The 18,585-nt window shown below is 32.8% G+C and carries 17 protein-coding genes; 2 read left to right on the top strand and 15 right to left on the bottom strand.

Annotated elements, in window-relative coordinates; translation table 11 throughout:
• Positions 1 to 191 (bottom strand): hypothetical protein (locus tag ACKI5C_RS04180; RefSeq protein ID WP_407431954.1); only part of this gene is annotated, 191 nt, incomplete at its 3' end.
• A 289-nt stretch (positions 192 to 480) separates the two neighbouring features.
• Positions 481 to 1,116 (bottom strand): flavodoxin family protein, encoded by a 636-nt coding sequence (locus ACKI5C_RS04175; RefSeq protein ID WP_407431953.1) that lies wholly within the window; start codon positions 1,114 to 1,116, stop codon positions 481 to 483.
• Positions 1,117 to 1,277: 161 nt separating this feature from the next.
• On the opposite strand from ACKI5C_RS04175, the gene ACKI5C_RS04170 reads away from it, so the two are divergent.
• On the top strand, positions 1,278 to 1,793 hold the full coding sequence (locus tag ACKI5C_RS04170; protein WP_407431952.1) for a hypothetical protein: 516 nt from the start codon (positions 1,278 to 1,280) through the stop codon (positions 1,791 to 1,793).
• A gap of 56 nt (positions 1,794 to 1,849) precedes the next feature.
• On the opposite strand, the gene ACKI5C_RS04165 is transcribed toward ACKI5C_RS04170, so the two are convergent.
• From ACKI5C_RS04165 to ACKI5C_RS04150, 4 genes are all read right to left on the bottom strand, one after another.
• Positions 1,850 to 3,355 carry a hypothetical protein gene (locus ACKI5C_RS04165; protein WP_407431951.1) on the bottom strand — a complete coding sequence of 502 codons (1,506 nt, stop codon included), beginning with the start codon at positions 3,353 to 3,355 and terminating at the stop codon, positions 1,850 to 1,852.
• A complete protein-coding gene (locus ACKI5C_RS04160) occupies positions 3,333 to 3,470 on the bottom strand; it encodes a hypothetical protein (protein ID WP_407431950.1) in 138 nt (45 codons plus the stop codon). Before ACKI5C_RS04160 ends, ACKI5C_RS04165 begins: the two co-directional genes overlap by 23 nt.
• Before the next feature lie 197 nt (positions 3,471 to 3,667).
• Positions 3,668 to 4,945 carry a serine--tRNA ligase gene (gene serS, locus ACKI5C_RS04155; RefSeq protein ID WP_407431949.1) on the bottom strand — a complete coding sequence of 426 codons (1,278 nt, stop codon included), beginning with the start codon at positions 4,943 to 4,945 and terminating at the stop codon, positions 3,668 to 3,670.
• 77 nt (positions 4,946 to 5,022) lie between these two features.
• Complete coding sequence (locus tag ACKI5C_RS04150) at positions 5,023 to 6,306, bottom strand: Mur ligase family protein (protein ID WP_407431948.1); 1,284 nt, start codon at positions 6,304 to 6,306, stop codon at positions 5,023 to 5,025.
• An 87-nt stretch (positions 6,307 to 6,393) separates the two neighbouring features.
• Between ACKI5C_RS04150 and ACKI5C_RS04145 the strand changes: the two genes are divergently transcribed.
• Entirely contained in the window at positions 6,394 to 6,789 is a 396-nt protein-coding gene (locus tag ACKI5C_RS04145) for a nuclease (protein ID WP_407431947.1), read from the top strand.
• A gap of 20 nt (positions 6,790 to 6,809) precedes the next feature.
• Here the strand turns inward: ACKI5C_RS04145 and ACKI5C_RS04140 are convergent, their stop codons facing one another.
• The 9 genes from ACKI5C_RS04140 to ACKI5C_RS04100 form a co-directional block, all read right to left on the bottom strand.
• Positions 6,810 to 9,560 carry an AAA family ATPase gene (locus tag ACKI5C_RS04140; protein WP_407431946.1) on the bottom strand — a complete coding sequence of 917 codons (2,751 nt, stop codon included), beginning with the start codon at positions 9,558 to 9,560 and terminating at the stop codon, positions 6,810 to 6,812.
• Positions 9,557 to 10,723, bottom strand: a complete 1,167-nt coding sequence (locus tag ACKI5C_RS04135; RefSeq protein WP_407431945.1) for an exonuclease SbcCD subunit D — start codon at positions 10,721 to 10,723, stop codon at positions 9,557 to 9,559. Before ACKI5C_RS04135 ends, ACKI5C_RS04140 begins: the two co-directional genes overlap by 4 nt.
• Before the next feature lie 126 nt (positions 10,724 to 10,849).
• Positions 10,850 to 12,349: a helicase HerA-like domain-containing protein gene (locus ACKI5C_RS04130; protein ID WP_407431944.1), complete on the bottom strand. Its 1,500-nt coding sequence runs from the start codon at positions 12,347 to 12,349 to the stop codon at positions 10,850 to 10,852.
• A gap of 4 nt (positions 12,350 to 12,353) precedes the next feature.
• Complete coding sequence (locus tag ACKI5C_RS04125; RefSeq protein ID WP_407431943.1) at positions 12,354 to 13,406, bottom strand: DNA double-strand break repair nuclease NurA; 1,053 nt, start codon at positions 13,404 to 13,406, stop codon at positions 12,354 to 12,356.
• A 66-nt stretch (positions 13,407 to 13,472) separates the two neighbouring features.
• Complete coding sequence (locus tag ACKI5C_RS04120) at positions 13,473 to 14,225, bottom strand: geranylgeranylglyceryl/heptaprenylglyceryl phosphate synthase (protein WP_407431942.1); 753 nt, start codon at positions 14,223 to 14,225, stop codon at positions 13,473 to 13,475.
• 132 nt (positions 14,226 to 14,357) lie between these two features.
• Entirely contained in the window at positions 14,358 to 14,504 is a 147-nt protein-coding gene (locus ACKI5C_RS04115) for a 50S ribosomal protein L40e (RefSeq protein WP_058739021.1), read from the bottom strand.
• Between the two features lie 210 nt (positions 14,505 to 14,714).
• Positions 14,715 to 14,972 carry a hypothetical protein gene (locus ACKI5C_RS04110; protein WP_407431941.1) on the bottom strand — a complete coding sequence of 86 codons (258 nt, stop codon included), beginning with the start codon at positions 14,970 to 14,972 and terminating at the stop codon, positions 14,715 to 14,717.
• Between the two features lie 242 nt (positions 14,973 to 15,214).
• Positions 15,215 to 16,666, bottom strand: coding sequence for a sodium-dependent transporter (locus tag ACKI5C_RS04105; RefSeq protein WP_407431940.1), 1,452 nt, complete (start codon positions 16,664 to 16,666; stop codon positions 15,215 to 15,217).
• A gap of 427 nt (positions 16,667 to 17,093) precedes the next feature.
• Positions 17,094 to 18,585: Ig-like domain-containing protein (locus ACKI5C_RS04100; RefSeq protein WP_407431939.1), on the bottom strand; the 1,492-nt coding region annotated here is incomplete at its 5' end.

Below are 18,585 nucleotides of genomic sequence, written 5' to 3'. Positions count from 1 at the left end.
TTTCCGGTTTCATCACTTTCATAATTGCTGTACTCGGATATTGGAGATATCCCCTCAATCAATTTTCCATTGCTATCATGAATTAAGGGAATTTTTCCACTTACAATATCTTCAAACAATTCATTAATCTTGTTAATTCCTGCTTCATCATTTTTTAGTCTTATAGTTATTTTGTCTAATCTGTAAGTCATAGTTATTATATTGCTTTTCAACTTGAAAAATGTGATGGAAAAATGTCTGCTGAGTATATTTAACTGAATCCATTCAAAACATGAATTATCATGTAGCAAAAAATAAATTTGGATTAAAAAGTACACCCAATAGTGCAATTCACCCCCAACTTACAGAAGTTGGGGTATTCTTGCATATTTAATGGAAAATTATTAACATATAAGTTTATGTTTTTTTAAAAATAAAAATTATGAACTTATATCAATATTGATTTTAGAAAATTAAAATTATAGTAGTACATAATTATAATTAAATCTTACTTAATTCGGCACCAATTTCAAAAGCCTTCTCCAAATCTTTTGGAAACTGTAAAACCCATTGCTTTTCTTTAGCTTCCTGTGAAAATCCTGCCATGTTATATTTTGAATATTTGCTGACCTGTATTGTATCACAAACAGGATAAGTTACAATTTCACCATTTAAAAATGAAAAGAGAAACTCATTTTTGGCCAAATCATCTTTCATTGACTCTTCATAATACTGAAGCGGTGCATTCATGGTATAGAAAATTCCAACATTTACCTTGCCTGTAAAATAGCTGGATCCATCATCATAGGACAAAAGACAAAATATTAATCTTTCAACCAATGCTCGAAACTCACTTGTAGGCTCTCCAAAGTATATTGGTGAACCTATAAGCAATGCATCGGAGTCTAAAATCTCTTCAATCAATGGTGATAAGTCATCTCTCCAGTAACACTTTCCCTTGGTTTTATCTTTTAATTTACAGATAAGACAACTTCTGCATCCTTTAAATGACAAATCATATAAATTGACATATTTTGTTTCAGCGCCTACTGATTCCGCCCCTTTTTGTGCAGATTGCATAATCTCTGCAGTATTCCATTTTTTTCTAGGACTTGCATTAATCACAATTGTTTTCATATAATCACACAATTAATTCATTTAAGAATAGATTTATTAGAAGTTGCTAATAAAAGGATAGGAACATCAAATATTATAACGTTATTAATCATTCTTTGGCTATGCTCCCTAGTATAAAAAAAGATAACTTTAAGTACTTAAAAGAATTATAAAAAGTAATCATGAATAAACTTGGTTTAATATTCATAGTTTTATTAGTAATAGTTGCAGGACTTTTAGCTTCAACAATTGTTAGTCCGGTATTGATAATTGCTGAAGATTCCGGAGAAGATGCCAGTGTGGATATGGCTGCAAAATTCACAATCCTAGGTGGATTTGATTGGGTTTATCCTGGAAGCTCTTATAATGCAAATGGTGAAACATTACACAATATCCATTTAATCAGTCCAAACGACCCATATCATGCGGCTCAAGACATAATATCCTATACGTATCATTATACGCCACATATAATTGTTAGTGTAAACAATAATGCTGCGGAGGCAATATTTGGTGCCAATATTGTTGATCTTATAAGGTCAAACGATGCATACAACGGATATGCAGGCAATCAAAATGTTCCGGGAACAATGTCTAGAGGAGATGCAATGGATACGGCTATGAATCAAAATGGTATGAACGTATTTCAAATCCCTATTCAAATTTTATTGGGAAATATACGCTTTATCTTTGTATAATTTCCCTTTTTTACATTTTAAACCATAACCGTTCCGCTGATTGATAAAATAATCTCTTATGAAGTTACAGTTACCTTATTCCTTATGACAGCTTCTTCATATCTTGAAGTGATAATATACTCACCAGTCTGCAAATTAATATTTAATTTCGCAACTCCTTCACTATCGGTTACACGATAATAGAAAACACCATTAATATTAAATTCTATTTTCTGGTTTGCATATGCCTTACCTTCACCGTCAACAAGTTTTGCTTCAAATGGATCATCGCTACCATATTTTTTAGTTAAATCCTCTGCAGTTAATACAGGCAATACTGTAATGTTATTTGATACCAAACAGCCACCGTATTCTGCAGTTATAATGTAATCTCCAGGATTTAAGTTAATATTTAGCTTAGCTATTCCTGATTCATTTGTTGTTCTTTCATAGAATACTCCATTAATATTGAATCTGACAACTTCACCTTTACCGACAGCCTTTCCATCATCCCCAATGACTTTAACAGTATATTGGGTTGCATTTCTATAATATTTAGTCACATCATTGTTTTCAATGATTTTTGGAATGACTATAATATTATTTGCTGAAGATTCACCAGTTTCCAAATTAATAGCTGTAATAACATAATTACCCTGGATTAAATTAATATTTAATCCGGCAAGACCCTTATCTCCTGAAACTGTACGATTGTATAACATTCCATTAATATTAAATGTAACGTTTGTTCCTTCCTTGAGGTAATTGCCCTGGCTGTCTAAAAATGTTGCATAGTATCTGGTTGCGTTTCCATAAACTTTTGTTATATCCGTACCGTTAACCGTAGGCAATATTATGACAGTTGAATTGATGCTAACATCATCAACTTTAACTTCTGCCGTATAATTTGTACTTGGCATGTTTAAAGCAATGGATGCAGTACCGCTTTCGTCTGTTGTTTTTGTGTATGTTACTCCATTGATTGTGATTTCAACACTTTCATTGCTGAGTGGAATATCAGATCTGGTTACAGTTACGACAAATCTTTCCTCTCCATGATAATATTTAATTACATCAGGTGCAGCAACATTTATTTCATCCAATACTGTAATTAAGGCTGTGGTATCTGATTCTTCATAATTATCATCACCGGAATATGTTATTTCTGCAATGTATTCTCCGGCATCCAAAGGAGGAATGTAAAGTGTTGCTTTTCCATCCTTAACCTGTGCAAGATATGTTTCATTATCAACAATTGCTGAAACTATTCCCGTTGCATCGCCAGGCAATTCCACTTCAATTAAAGCAAATTCACCAGCAGCTATTTCAGCATCACTGGCATTAATAATGGCTTCTTTTTTAGAAGTGAAATTAATTATTCCGGTTTTATAAGTACAATTATCCAGCTTAGAATTAATGCTTGCATTAATTAAATATATTCCAGGATTTTCAAGAATATAACCAGTATCAACAAAAGATTCACCATTGAAAAATACTTTAAATAGGCTTTCATTAATATTGAATGTTAAATAATCACCTATGATATAATTACCATTATCATCAACACATACAGCATATAACATAAATATAATCGTTTGTTAAATTTAAAGTTCCACCGGATTCGGTTGAAGTAATTTCTTTTTGCAAATCATCGAATGAACCAGCTGTAGAATTGTCTTGTGCACTAACTGAATTCATCAACACCAGAAAAAGCAAAAATACAGAAATAATTGATAAAATTCGTTTGTTTATTTTAATATTATCACACACCATTATTATTAAAAAATATATAATAATATGAAAAAAAGATATAAAAATATTTTATATTGAAATGAATTAATTAAAAAAAATTCAATAATGTGTGCATATAAGAGAATACACACCATCAAAAAAAGTTATTTTTTTGCTTCAATAACAGTTTTTCCATTCATGTAAGGGACCAAAACTTCAGGAATTTTAATGCTACCATCTTTTTGTTGGTAGTTTTCCAAAATACAGCACATTGTCCTTTCAGTTGCAATAGCCGTACTGTTTAAAGTATGTAAAGTTTGAGCATCTCCAGAACCTGCTCTTCCGATACGGGTTTTGGTTTTCCTTGCCTGATAATCCTTACAGTTAGTACATGAAACTAATTCCCTAAATGCACCTGAACCAGGGAACCATGCTTCCAAATCATATTTAATAGCTGCATTATCATTTAATGCTGATGATACAATAGCTATTATCTGATATGAGATGCCTAATTTCTGATAGATTCTTTCGGTTACTTCCATCAGATGATCATGCTGATTTCTTGAATCTTCAGGAGCTGAGTAAATGAACTGTTCAATCTTTTCAAACTGGTGAACCCTGAATATTCCCAAAGTATCTTTTCCGTGTGAACCTGCTTCCTTTCTAAAACATGTTGAGAGTGCACAGTATCTTAAAGGCAAATCATCAGGTGCAATGATTTCGTTTCTGTGAAGAGCTGCCAAAGTCTGTTCAGCAGTTGCAATTAGGTACATGTCCTCATTTTCTACTTTATATAAAGTTTCTTCAAACTCTCCGAGCTCTGAAGTTTCAGCTGCAACTTCACCTTTTACAAAGAATGGAGTCTGCATTGGAATATATCCTTCAGCTTCCAACTCAGATAATGCAAACTGAATCAATGCAAGGTTTAAATGCAGAATATCTCTTTTCAAGTAGTAAAAACGGGCCCCTGCAATACTTGCTGCAGTTTCCAAATCAGCACCGTCAATTTTTTTAATCAAATCTACATGGTTTAACAATTCAAAATCATGTTCAGGTATTTCACCGTAAGTTCTAACCACTACATTATCATCTTCAGTATCTGAAATCGGCACATCCTCATCTATGATGTTTCCGACTTTGTATCTGTAGTCATCTCTGAGCTTAAGATATTCTTCGTTTTTAGCACCTAATTCTTTAATTTCTGCCGCTACTTCTTTTGAACGTTTAATGACTTCTTCTAAATTACCTTCTTCTTTTGCTTTTTTAAATGATTTTGATAATTTGTTTTTTTCAGATCTTAAAGAATTTAATTTTCTTTCGCCTTCTCTCCATAAGGCATCATATTCTATTACTTTTTCAACATTTTCAGTGCTTCTAAATCTTTTCTTCTCAGAGTCTATAATTATTTCTGGACTTTCTCTGAATAATTTTATATCTAACACTTTTTGTCCCCATTATTATTTATCACTATATAATTATGATTTTCTTGTTTTTTAAATTTAATCCCTAATTTTTAAATTCAGGACAATTTTTCAGAAATCAGTTTTATTCTTTCCTGAATATTGATAATGGCATCCTGACCATTACCTCCAATAAGCATTGCTTCCTCATGTGAAAATTCAGCAACATAAGCTATAATATCATCTAAAGAAGTAGCCGTTAATACTCTGCCACGATATTTCAGGTAATTTAAACGATATAAAACCAAATCAAGACTGTCATCCAAACCAGGGAAAACTACAATTACTTCAGGATTATATCTGACAGCCACATCAATAATATCTAGCCTATGGGTTTCATGAGCCCGCGGAGTACCTATAAAAATAGCGTAAAAGTCTTTTTCTGAAAGCACGGATTTCAAAGCATCGGAATTGTCGGTTTTTCCAACATAAACCAATGCATCATTGATTTTATAGACATCCAAACGACCGCTGACAGCTTCAAAATCGGCTAATGACTTTTTGATAATGTCTTTGGAAACTTTAAGTTCAATAGCTATGGACATGGCCAGACCCGCATTCAGCTTATTGAATTTACCGAAGACCTTCAGTTCATCCTGATATTCAAAATAGGAAATGTGCTTGGATGAAACTTCCTTGAAATTACTGTTAAAATCCTGATTGAATGCGGTAAAAATCTCCTTATCTGTGAAAAATCGAACTAAAGAATCCTTATAATTGGCAATCGTTTTGTGAACATCCATGTGGTCATTGCCTATATTTGTCAGACAAACCATATCAAAATCAAAAGCATAGTCGCAAAAATCCAGAGTCATGTCGCATACTTCAACAAGAAGAATATCGTAATCTCCATTTTCAGCCTCAAGCATCAGGTCATAATAACCTGAAAAGCCTCCACCACCGTTTCCGCCTACAAGAACCTTTTTTCCTGCATTTTCCAAAATGGATTTCAGCATGTGAACAGTAGTGGTTTTACCATTAGTTCCTGTAATACCTATAGTAAGAATCTTTTTATGATTAGAAACAACATCACTTAAAAGATTGCCTTCATCCAACAATTTATTGGCAAAAGAACCGCCAAACATGCTGGGACTAATGGCAATTGCATCACATTCATCAATAGCCTGAGAGTTTGTAAATCCCAAATCCAAAGTTAAATCATCAGAAACAATGGAAAAAGTTTCTCCACTATCCAAGAAATTCAAAGAAATACCAGGTAAGCTCAAATCGGATAAATCAATGTTACTATTCAAATCACTTGCATAAACTTCCCAGCCATGTTTTAAAAGTGAATTTACTGCCTTTTTACCTTCAACACCTAAACCAATAACCGCCGCCTTCATAAAAAACATAAACCTTAAAATAAATTATATTAAATATAATAATAGTTTAAGTATTTTATAAAATATATTTTTTGATTGGTGAATAGAATGTTTGAAGAGGAAAAGGATAATAAGATTTACAATTTAATCATTAGTAATGGAATTGATAAAAAAGGAGAATACCGTCAATTTACACAGAAACTTTTTGAAAAAGTAGATTTCCTATGGAAAGAATCCATTACCGGATCATATGCAACAGCAGGAGATGAATTCTATAATAAAATAGATAGAGTAATTATACTTGCAGGATTATACAAAGACAACAAAGAAAAAATTGACGAACTTGTTGAAGCGGCTGAAAAATATAATATTCCTATAGTGCTGGTAAGACCATACGGACTTGAAGAAGTTCCCGAAGAACTGGAAGAAAAAGCCGCTACAATAGTTGGATGGAATGGAAATTGTATTGTCGATTCCATCAAAAATTCAGACGAATTAATTTAAAAAAAAATAGTAAAAAAAAATTAATTTACTATTTTTGAAATTCCATTTTCTTTTTCTACTTTAATCAGATTATCCGCAGCACTTTCAAGCTGGTTTTCGTGGGTTACAATAATCATCTGCGGCAATAGGGACATTTCTTTTAACAGATTAATAAGCTCATGTCTTCTTGCATCATCCAAATGAATTGTAGGTTCATCCAATAAAATAGTTTCCAAATCACCTTTAGCCATTGATTTAGTGATACCTAATCTTAAAGCCAATGCAATAGCTATTTTTTCACCACCACTAACCATGGACATTGATGATTCACCTTCAGGACCTCTTACGGTAACATTATACTCTTCATCCAATATCAAATCGGAATAATTGAAGTTGAAGTCATCGAAGAATTTTTTGGTATTTTTCTGAATGATAGGTCTTGAATTATTCCTTAAATCTTTTTGAATTCCATTTTTACCATATAAATCACGAATATCTTTCAATAAAACAAGATACTGTGAAATATTATCATACTCTTTTTGGAACCGTTCATTATTTTTGATTTTTTCGGCTAAACCTTTATGGACATTAATCAGCTCTCTAGCCTGACCTTTAATTTCAGACAGTTCATTAGTGAATGATTCATATCTTCTGGTATACATCTCATCACGATAAGTGATTTGCTCGTATTTTTCCTTATCATAAGTTGATGCATCTATTTTATTCTGAATAATTTCAAGTTGATTATTGGAAACACCAATATCCTCTTTAATAGAATCGAATTGAGTGGTTAGAGTATTTTTATTTTGGATAAAACCCTTAAGCTGATTGAATTCTTCATTTTTCTCTTTCAAATCATCAATACGTTCCTTAAGTTCTAAATTATCCATATCTCCACTCAAGTGAGAATCATTTTCAATAGCTAACTTAATGTTTTGAACATGAACATCAATTTCATTTTTAACCTGTTTCAATTTGTATTCAGAATCAGTCTGACTACCCAGTACATCCAAAGCACCTTTAGACTGATTATAGTCATCATGATCCTGTTTATAGGATTCACGTTTTTCCTTTTCGTCAGCAATTTCCAGAATTAATTCACCCAGTTTATTTCCGGTATACTCTTTAGCATCAATACCTTCATCGAGTTCACTTAAACGCTGCAGGTCTTTTTCGAGATTTGAAAATTTATATTTATACTCCAAAATGTCTTCTGATAATTTTTTAACTTTGGACTCTTTCTCCTTATAGCTGTCCTTGTTTTTAGTGAACAAACGAATATTTTCTTCATGCTGTTCAATTGCTTTAGTATTTTCTTCAATGTTTGAATTGTACTGATTAATCAATTCTTCTTTTTTAGCTTCATCAATGTCTGACTGACAGACCGGACATTTATTATCAACATCGGCCAGTTCTTCCAAAGGTCTTTCACTGGCTGCAATAGCCTGTTTGAATGCAACAATATCCTCTTTTTTAGAGGTTATATCATTGGTCAAATCCTCTATTTTTGTTGAAATTTCCTCAAGGAATTCATTGGTAATGTCACCTAACTTTTTCAAATTATCAACAGATGCCAAATCATCTTGTGATACGCCAAAATCCTGAAGTTTTTCTTTGGAAAGTAAAAAGAACTTTTCAATATCATTTCTATCTGATTCAATTCCTTCCAATAGCTCTTTTTTATCCTTTTCAAGCTGGGTAATTGTTGCCAGCTGCTTTTCCAATTCAATTTTTTTATTAGTTAATTCATTAATCTTTTCATCAGATGCCAAATAATCATTATATCCCTGTTTTTTAGAATGAATGAGTTGTTTTTGCTCTTTAATTGAATCTATTTTTTCTTCAAGTTCAGATTCAGATTCTTTTAAAGACTGGATACTGACAACAGATTTTTCAAAGTCAAGATAAAGATCCAATTTAGAAACATATTTCTCCAAGCGTCCAATCTCTTCTTCAGCTTCACGAATCTTATCAAGGTTTTCCTGAACAACTTGTTTGTCTTTTTCAAGTTTTTCCAATGTTTGCTGTTCATTAGCCAAATTATTCATTTGAGCATCATAAATTTCTTTTTCACGTTCCATGACACGTTTGTTTTCAGAAATTTCATCCCTTAACTGTTTAACTTCTTCAATTTGAGATTCCAAATCATGCCCTCTGTCTTTTAATTCATTGAGCTCATTAGTTTTTTGCTCAAATTCATCCTGCAGTGCGGATTTGGAATAAAGTTTTCCTTTGATTTCAGACAACTTATTTTCATATTCATTAATCATTGGAGATAAATTTTTCCAAGCGGTTTCAAGTGAATCAAGTCCCAGCAACTTACCGATTAAACGTTTTTTCTCAGCAGGCTGCTTATCTACAAGCTCTGCAATTTCGCCCTGCCTTATATAAATCGCATTTAAAAACAAATTAGCATCCATATCCAATATTGACTGGATAGTGCTGGACACTTCCTTTTCACCGGAACAAAGTGACATGAACTCCCCGTCACTTGAAGTTTTGGTCATGAGCCTTGATACTGTTTTGGATTTGGTCTTTTCACGAATGATTCTGTATTCTTTTCCTCTTGATACAAAATCCAGTTCAACAGACATATTATCTGCATTATTGCGAACCAAATCATTTAATTTGCTTGCAGTATGCTGTTTAAATAAAGCAAAACTAATAGCTTCAAAAATAGAGGATTTACCTGCACCATTTTCTCCAACAATAACGGTGATTCCTTTATCAAATCCAATGATTTCATGTGCATATGACTTGAAATTCTTTAATTTTAAACGTTTGAAAATCATTGTTCATCCCCCTCTACTTCTTCTTTAACAGCATATTTCTCTTTATAAAATTCATCGATTAATTCTCTTGCTTCATCATTTCTGTCTTTGGAAAGCAATTCATATAGTTCACTAGCAAATTTGGTAATGTCTTCATCATCATAGCTTTCCAGTCTTGAAGATAATACTTCAATAGGTCCTAATGCATTCTCCTTATCAATGATTAAATCAATATTTTCTTCACCGGGAGTAATGAATTTAGGTCTAATCATCAGTGATAAATCCTCCAGTTCCTCATTAATGATTTCATATGCATTGCTGGTTGACTTTACATTATTGACAGTTAAATTAAGAATAGGTTTTTTGTCAAAATCCTTAATAGTCTGTTTTATGTCTTCAATACCACTGGCCAGATTATCATAATCAAGAGTTCTTTCTATGAACTCACGTGGAAGGGAGATTGCAATCCTATTGACGACAGGTTTTTTACCATCCAGATCCACTATAACAAAGCCTTTTCCATTTTTCCTATAGTCTGCAAGTTCCGTGGTTTTCCAGACTTCACTTGAACCCGGATAGACAAGTTTTCCATTTCCAAAATCATCATGAATATAGTTGTGGAGATGACCCATAGCATAATATGTGAAATTATCCGGAACGTCACCGATTTCCAACTCGTACTGCAAGTTGAAATACTTGTCAATACCCTGATGCAATACCAATATTGATTTTTCATGATTTGCTGCTTTTTTTGATAATTCTGAAAGCTTGTTTTTTAGATTTTTATATTGTGATGACGGATAAAACGGTAACCCTCCAATAAAAACATCCTCATACATATAATTTGTATTTATCGGACTGATTACTTTTAGGCCAAACTTTTTAAATAATACCTGTGGAGGAATTGAGCCTTTACGCAGTACGCTATCGTGGTTTCCTGCAATAGCATAAACAGGAATATTAGCATTTCTAAGTTTTATCAAACCTTTCTGGAATGTAAAAAGGGCTAACGGAGATGGCCTTGCGTTATCGAATAGGTCCCCACTATGTATTACAAAATCAACTTTCTCTTCAATTATTCTATCAATTATCTTTTCAAACACTTCATAAAAGTCTTTTTCTCGTTCAAATAAACCAAATTGACGATAACCTAAATGAGTGTCTGCTAAATGTGCAAATTTCATTATATTACCTTTTTAAATTTTTGTATATAACCAATTTAAACACTTGTAAAGTATTTAACTATGTAGTATTTTAATGTATTAATTATATAATATTTTTGTTTGTTCTAAGGACAATATTGCCCCCGACTAATAATCATATCCCAAATCAAGACTTTCTCTTTCCTGGGACTCGATTTCCTCTTCTTCACTTTGATTAAATGTTGCTAAGTCCCCAATAATATCCAAATCACCACCAGTACGACGGCCTTTAAACTCATCAATTTTAACTAATGTAGGCACTTTACTCATCAAACCCAAAACAATAGCTTCACCAACATTCAAAGAAGGCAATTGATTGATTAAATCCTTTGATAATGATTCTGAAGCTGACTGCACATGCCTTTGATCTTCGGGCTCGACTAGTCTTAATATAATCATATTGTTCATCTGGGACAGTGCATCATGGTCTACAGTCTTTGGAGACTGGCTGACAAGACACAAACCCAAACCAAATTTACGTCCTTCCCTTGCAATTCTTTGAATCCAATACTTGGACTGGGAATCACGTTTGTTTGGAGCTAAAATATGTGCTTCCTCTACAACAAAGAACACAGGATGTTCCAGTTTATCATCTGAATTTCCATGGACTGCATTTTTTCTTCTTTGAAGAGCATTCCTTAGAATATGACTTACAAGAACTTCAGATACAGATTCGTCAGTCTGGCTTAAATCCAGTACATTGACATGACCCACTTTAATGCTGGTGAGGATATTTCCTTTATTGTTATCAAATAGATTGTTGTATCTGTCCTTGGCGTCATCAATCTTATTCATAACATCAACAATCTGCTTGTCTGAACCATCATCCTGGGACCTGACAGCCAAAATATCATACATGGCTTCCAAAAACTTGTATGTATGTTCGGTTCCTTCATTAATTTCCTTTCTAGCTTTGTTAAAGGCATATCTGAAGTGCCTTTCCTGAATGAATGCGTTATTTGGAATATTGACCAGCTTTTTGATTTCGCTGAATGTCATGTATGTTGGGTTAATCTTAGGCTGAATTACATTAACCGAGCCGTTTGGAAAATCAGCATCCCTGTATTCTCCGTGCATATCAAAAACAAAAATTGGTACGTTATATCCGAGCAGCTGGTCCATCAATACGGCAACGGTATTTGATTTACCTGCACCAGTCATTGCCAAAATTGCCAAATGCCTGTTCAATATAGGATTTCCTTCAACATTGACTTCAATATCCCTTTGATTTACCAGAGTTCCCAATTTAATTGGATTTTTAACCTTGAAAACCTCATTCAGAATTTCTTTGTCTGCCAGTTTAATCGGTGTTCCCGGAAGTGCAGGGGTTCTTGGCAGCCTCAGGTTATCATTGACATCACCTAGAAGCTTTACCTTTCCCTTGATGTAATAGTCATTGCCGCCAATACGTGCAATGGTTTGAATTGCATCCACATCATGCAAATCAATATTTAAAGCATCATTTCCCCTTACAAGGTTTTCAACCATTCCCAAAACCTTTTTTCCATCATAATCAACAGTAACGTACTCACCAACCTGCGGCATCTTATCTGAAATAAATGTTAACTCCGTTAGAGAGATTTCACCAACACAAAAACCTACTACCATCTAATCACCTTTTTAATTGTTCCCTATTTGTTGTTTCATAAATTCTACTAATTTTTAAAAGTTCATCAACATGCTTATTTGTAATTACAACATCATTGTGTGCCTTGTTAAGCAGATAAGGATATCCTTCAGCACTATCCCTTTTGATTATTTCAACAATTTCAGCTATTTCATCATCTTCAGCATAATACGGAAGCTCCACTTTCAAAACGTTTTTATTTTCCTCCAGCCTTACATAAAATATTGTAAACCATAATTTTGAAAAAAATTCGTTGAATACAGGAAATGGAACTGCAATGCTTTCTCCAACCTTTTTCCTAATGATTCTGGACATTCCCTGCTTCTGGGTAAACTGATCCAGGATTCCAATATCCGGCGCATTGCTGTGGAATATATCATTGCTCGAGGAGGTCTTGGAGATTGAAATAATCTTTTTATTGCTCTTTAAAACTTCCCTTAAAACCAATAACTTCTCTATTGATGAGAGGTACAAATCGTAAACTTCATCAAGATCCTTTGATGGGTGGGCATAAACCTTTCTTTTAACTGTCGGAAATGACAAATCCAAATTTGATAAATCACTGATTACATCAATGAAATATTTCAAGACACCGTCATCTATCTTTTCCTTTAAATCTGCAGGCTGCTTTGCGCCTTTAGGATAATGATTTTGCAGATCACCAAAAATGGATCCGTCAAATAAATAATAGTCAACATCATATTCACTTATAGCTTTCAAACAGCACTTAAGCTCAAATATTGACATATAATTCGGTATCAATTCCTTAATGAAGGGAACATGCTCCATCTCAAAAATCTCTGACTGTTCAATATTTATCAAATCATCATCATAAATAAGGGCTTCAGCAGATACCGGACAGTAATTAAACATTAAAAACTTTTTAATATTGAAACTTCCATCTCCAGCAGCTATGGAAAATTCTTTTCTGCTTTTAGCAAAAGGCCTGTCAAACCATTTGCCATCTAAAGAGAAATCAGTGTTTTTTTCTGGCTCTGGTTGAATATATCGTCTATTATTTAGTGCTTTAATATACAAGGACTTTAACATAATATATAGTATGTCAATATATATAAAAAAAATTAGTGGTAGAGCAGTTGAAGACTACTCCATGGAAGCTTTTTTAATAGCTCCCGTAAGTTCTTGAATTTTAGCTTTGACATCATCGGTTTCTTCTACAACAGTACCGGTGACTATAATATCCCCGCCAGCTTTAGCTGCAGTATAAGCTGCTTTAGCATCACGGATACCACCACCAACAACTACAATCATATCGTCAGTAGCTCTTTTAGTGTATGCAACCATTTCAGGAGGAATAGGTTTGTCAGCACCGGATCCCGCTTCGATATAGAAGAATCTCATTCCCAAAGCTTCGGCAGCCATTGCATATGCTGCAGGTATTTTTGGCTTGTTTCTAGGAACCAGTTTGGCATCCCCAACCCAGCCGACAGTTCCGCCAGGTTCAGCAACCATATAACCCATAGGCAAAACCTCAATTCCAGATTTTTTAACTGGCAATGCGCCAAGAGCTTGTGCTCCAATAATCCAGTAAGGATTTGTGGAATTAAGATAACTCATAAAGAATATGGCATCAGCATATTTACTAACACTGCTTGTATTTCCAGGAAATATAATTATAGGAACAGCAATGTTTTCAGACAATATTTTACAGGTGTTGTCAACATCTTCATTGTTAACAGTTGATCCACCAATCATAATACCATCTGTTCCACCTTCAATAGCTTCAGTAGCAATATTTAAAGCTTCTTCAGGTGACTGTTCATCAGGATCGATTAACGTGAAATGAATTTTTCTAGTTTCCAATATATTTTTAATGTATGCTTCAACATCTTTCATGAAAATATCTTTATTTAAAACCATATATTAAATTAATGCTTCAATTGATTAGATGGGTGTGATGAAAAATAGAAGTGACTAAAAATTAATTATGTAAAATAAAAAAATAGTTAAAAGAAAAAGAGAATAGATTTATCCTCTTGGTTCTTTAGCTTTGTATCTTAAACCTTTGTAACCACATTTTCTACAAGTTGTTGCACCAGCAGGGTTACGAGCGTTACATTTTAAGCAGATTTTAATATTGAACATTCTGTTTTCTGCTTCTTCAAATCTTGCCATTAATAACTCCTCCTTATAATAATGAAATAATATCAAATTAATCGTTATGAAGAAAATAAGACATTTCAATAATCATAACTATTAATAAATTATATTAAATTAATAGTATTTAAAGTTTTAGATATTTTTACATATTTTATGGGAAAAAATTTCCAATTTAAAAAAAATAAGAGATAAGTAGCATAAGAATTAAGCACTTAAGGGTCGCATTTAACTATTTGCGCCAATCTCAAATCCTGAGTTGCTGTAATAATTTAACCCAAAATTAAAAGGAATTGTATCTAAACTCGGAATATTAAAAGATAATCCATTGAAATTAAATATACAGTATGGACATGAATCTTGGTTGTGGCTTTGGGAATCGTACCATAAATCATGATGTTTAGCATGAGATGATGCTGCAACTAAATTGATAGCAATAAAAGCAATTGATAGTATAACTAATAATAAAATAATTTTTTTATTCATAATATCACTTGTATTTCTTACATTTACTTTATAAAAAAAAGTATATAAAGATTTCGAATGTAAGTGCATACTTTCACATTAAAAAAGAAAAATAGGGATGAATATCCTTATTTTAAAGTTAAAAACACTATTCCATTAAAGTTGAAGATTTAGAAAATGATTTTAGAATCCTACCTAAAAAAATTCATAGCCCAATTCTGAAAATACATAATAGACTTTTAATAAATGATGAAGTTATTTCGTTAATTTTTGGATTTGATTCTTGTTAGAATCACACTGGTAATTAAAATTACAGCGGTTAAAAACACATAGGCCGCAAGTTCAAACATGTCAGTACCTTCAATCAAATCTAATACACCCCATACCCACATAAAGATTAGACATACAGGCAGAATATACTTAATGATATAAATCCAGGGCTTATATACTTTAAGTTTACTATTTTCATTTAATAGAGACATAAGTGAGTCTAAATCAACATAACGTGTGAAAACTATACACTGGATAGCTATAAGAGGAATTAAAGCAAAATTATTTAAAAATGTATCTACAACCTCAACAAGATAACTGCCTGCTCCCGTTGTAAAAATCAATGACAGACAGCATCCGATACATACCAGTACAGTAACTGCTTTTTTACGAGTCCAGTCAAATTTGTGCATTATTGAATTAACCATAGGTTCCATTATTGCCATTGCAGATGTTATTCCTGCAAATAAAATTGCTATAAATAAAATAGGAGCAAATATATGTCCAACAGGACCCATTATATTGAAAATCATTGGGAAAACTATAAAGACCAGCCCGGTTCCTTCACTTATTAACTGAACAATAGGCGTTCCCGCAGTTGAAGACATGTATCCCAATACTGAAAATATGCCGAATGCAGTAAATACTTCAAATAAACAGTTACATGCAACAACAACATATACATCATCTATTAATCTGGCCTTATCAGGCAGGTAACTTGCATAACTCATTGAAATGGCCTGACCCATACTTAATGAAAATAGAATTTGTGAAAATGCAGCAAGCCAAATTTCGACCTTCGTTAAAGAATTCCAGTCAGGATTTAACAGAGTATTGATACCTATGGCAGATCCGGGAAGAGAAATTGAATAAACAATAATTATTGCCATCATAATGAAAAGAGCAGGTATTAATATTCTTGAAAACTTACCAATACCCTCCTTCAGATTCTTATGGGAAATATACCATACCAAAAACCAGATTACCAAAACAGCAATAACCGTTGGAATTATGAATGAAGTTACCTGTGATAAATCAGGGCCTCCTCCAACAGATTTTACAAAGTAAAGTGCAGGATCACTTCCCCATGAAAAATTAATGCTTGAAAATAAATATACCAAATCCCATCCAACAATAACTGCATAATAAATGGCAACCATAAATACAATCAGAATCAGAATCCATGATACGATTTCCAATTTGGGATTTATCTTTTTAAAGATATTTGGAAATGAATCCTTATATGAAAACCCTATTCCATATTCCAGAATCAAAAACGGAATACCCATAAGAAAAATTGCAACAAGATAAGGAATGAAGAATGCTCCACCGCCATTGGAATAAAGCACATAACTGAAACGCCAAATATTGCCTAATCCAACTGCAGCCCCAACCATTGCCAGAATAAATGACAATGGAGAGTCCCATTTATTAACTTCACTCATAAATTTTCCTCAATTAGTTTTTATCACAATTTACGTATTTTTAAAAAACATTAAATTCATTAATATAAGTGTTGAACTAAAATAGTTATTCTTTTACTTAACAGTCACTTATAATATATATTTTACAAAATATTTAAAAGTTAATGCATATTTAGAAAAAATTTTGCAATGACAATGACTACAAATTTGAAAAAATTATTAATTTTAATCTATACATGTAGATTAGACATTGACGGTATTTATTTTTATTTTATAAAATCAAGCAAATGAAATATATGTATCTTAATTTAGGGTAGAATTACCATAACCATTAAAAATAACATCCATTATTTTGATTAAACGGTATGGAAAAATCTTGCTAAAAATAGTCATGAAATGTTTTTGTGAAAATTTAAAAAAAAATAAAAGAGAAGTTTGATAACTTCTCCTATGCACTGATTTTTATGGTATTAGCAATGCTAGAACCGTTATAACTTGAAGTTATAATATATTCACCAGGCATTAAGTTAATGTTTAATCTTGCCGTACCTGAACCGTCAGTTGGTCTGTTGTACAATACACCGTTAATGTTAAAGGTTATAGATTGATCAGCGTAAGGTTTTCCTTGACCATCTACCAAAGTTGCCTTAAATTGAGTTCCATCACGATATTTCATTGAAATATCCGTAGCATTCAATATAGGCAATACTTTGATGTTGTTGGACACCATGGAACCTTGGTATTCAGCAGTTATGACATAGTCACCAGGCTGCAAGTTAATGTTTAATTTAGCAATACCTGATTCATTAGTTTGGCGAGTGTATAATACACCATTGATGTTAAATGTTACATTCACACCAGCTCCGACAGCTTTACCGTCATCACCTAAAACTTTAACAGTGTATTGAGATGCATTTCTGTAGTATTTAACAAGATCTGCATTTTCAGTAATTTTAGACAATACAGTAATGTTATTAGAAGTCATATCTCCAGTAACTGGGTTCATTGCAGTGATTACATATTCACCTGGATTCAAGTTGATATTTAATCTTGCTAAACCTTTATCACCGGAAACTTTACGCTCATACATCACACCATTGATGTTGAAAGTGACTGTAGTTCCGTCAGGCAAGTAATTACCCTGACTGTCAAGGAAAGTAGCATAGTACTGTGTTCCGTTTCTGAACATTTTAGTAATGTCAGTACCGTTGACAGTAGGTAAAACAGTAACGGTTGCATCAACAGAAGTGCCGTTGTAAGTTACAACAGTAGCATATTCACCAGCATTCAAGTTAATAGCCATGAATGCCTGACCTTTATCATCAGTGGTTCTATTGTAATCTTTACCGTTAATATTAATTGTTACGATAGCATTAACGATAGGATTACCTTTGCCGTCTGTAAGGTTTACAGCAAATCTTTCAGGACCGTGGAAGTATTTTATCAAGTTATCAGCAATTATGATAAAGTCATTTTCAATGGAAACCGGATAAACAACATCAAATCCAGCGTATTTATCATCACCAGGATAACTTACAGTTGCGTTATAATCTCCAGCAGGAACATCACTTAAATCAAAGGTTGCAACACCATCTTCAATAGGTGCAGTGAGAGTTTCATTACCAATAGTCAAGGTCACATTACCGGTAGCATCCTCTGGAACTTCAACGGTTAAAGTAGTATCATCCAAAGTGGTTTCAGGATTGAACTCGACTTTAGATACGGTTACAGTAATTGTAGCATTGGCTGGCAAGTATTTGTCATTGCCTCTGAAGCTGACAGTAACATGAGCAGTACCTTCTTTCAAAGCAGTAACAGTACCATCATCACTAACATCAACAACACCAGAATTATCAGGAACAAAACTAACATTCAAACCAGCAGGAACAGTAATATAACTAATAGTACCATTATCACCAACTTTCAATGCCATATCCTCA

This window comes from Methanobrevibacter sp., from assembly GCF_045646045.1.
Classification (GTDB): Archaea; Methanobacteriota; Methanobacteria; order Methanobacteriales; family Methanobacteriaceae; genus Methanocatella.
The sequence above is the reverse complement of the archived record's forward strand: the minus strand, read 5'-3'. Positions and strand labels throughout refer to the sequence as shown.

What these genes read in the sequence shown, in the direction of transcription:
- ACKI5C_RS04175 (WP_407431953.1), bottom strand. Translation starts at nt 1,116, where the DNA reads ATGAAAACAATTGTGATTAATGCAAGTCCTAGAAAAAAATGGAATACT.
- ACKI5C_RS04170 (WP_407431952.1), top strand. Translation starts at nt 1,278, where the DNA reads ATGAATAAACTTGGTTTAATATTCATAGTTTTATTAGTAATAGTTGCA.
- ACKI5C_RS04165 (WP_407431951.1), bottom strand. Translation starts at nt 3,355, where the DNA reads ATGTTATATGCTGTATGTGTTGATGATAATGGTAATTATATCATAGGT.
- ACKI5C_RS04160 (WP_407431950.1), bottom strand. Translation starts at nt 3,470, where the DNA reads ATGAATTCAGTTAGTGCACAAGACAATTCTACAGCTGGTTCATTCGAT.
- ACKI5C_RS04150 (WP_407431948.1), bottom strand. Translation starts at nt 6,306, where the DNA reads ATGAAGGCGGCGGTTATTGGTTTAGGTGTTGAAGGTAAAAAGGCAGTA.
- ACKI5C_RS04145 (WP_407431947.1), top strand. Translation starts at nt 6,394, where the DNA reads ATGTTTGAAGAGGAAAAGGATAATAAGATTTACAATTTAATCATTAGT.
- ACKI5C_RS04140 (WP_407431946.1), bottom strand. Translation starts at nt 9,560, where the DNA reads ATGATTTTCAAACGTTTAAAATTAAAGAATTTCAAGTCATATGCACAT.
- ACKI5C_RS04135 (WP_407431945.1), bottom strand. Translation starts at nt 10,723, where the DNA reads ATGAAATTTGCACATTTAGCAGACACTCATTTAGGTTATCGTCAATTT.
- ACKI5C_RS04130 (WP_407431944.1), bottom strand. Translation starts at nt 12,349, where the DNA reads ATGGTAGTAGGTTTTTGTGTTGGTGAAATCTCTCTAACGGAGTTAACA.
- ACKI5C_RS04120 (WP_407431942.1), bottom strand. Translation starts at nt 14,225, where the DNA reads ATGAAAGATGTTGAAGCATACATTAAAAATATATTGGAAACTAGAAAA.
- ACKI5C_RS04115 (WP_058739021.1), bottom strand. Translation starts at nt 14,504, where the DNA reads ATGGCAAGATTTGAAGAAGCAGAAAACAGAATGTTCAATATTAAAATC.
- ACKI5C_RS04110 (WP_407431941.1), bottom strand. Translation starts at nt 14,972, where the DNA reads ATGAATAAAAAAATTATTTTATTATTAGTTATACTATCAATTGCTTTT.
- ACKI5C_RS04105 (WP_407431940.1), bottom strand. Translation starts at nt 16,666, where the DNA reads ATGAGTGAAGTTAATAAATGGGACTCTCCATTGTCATTTATTCTGGCA.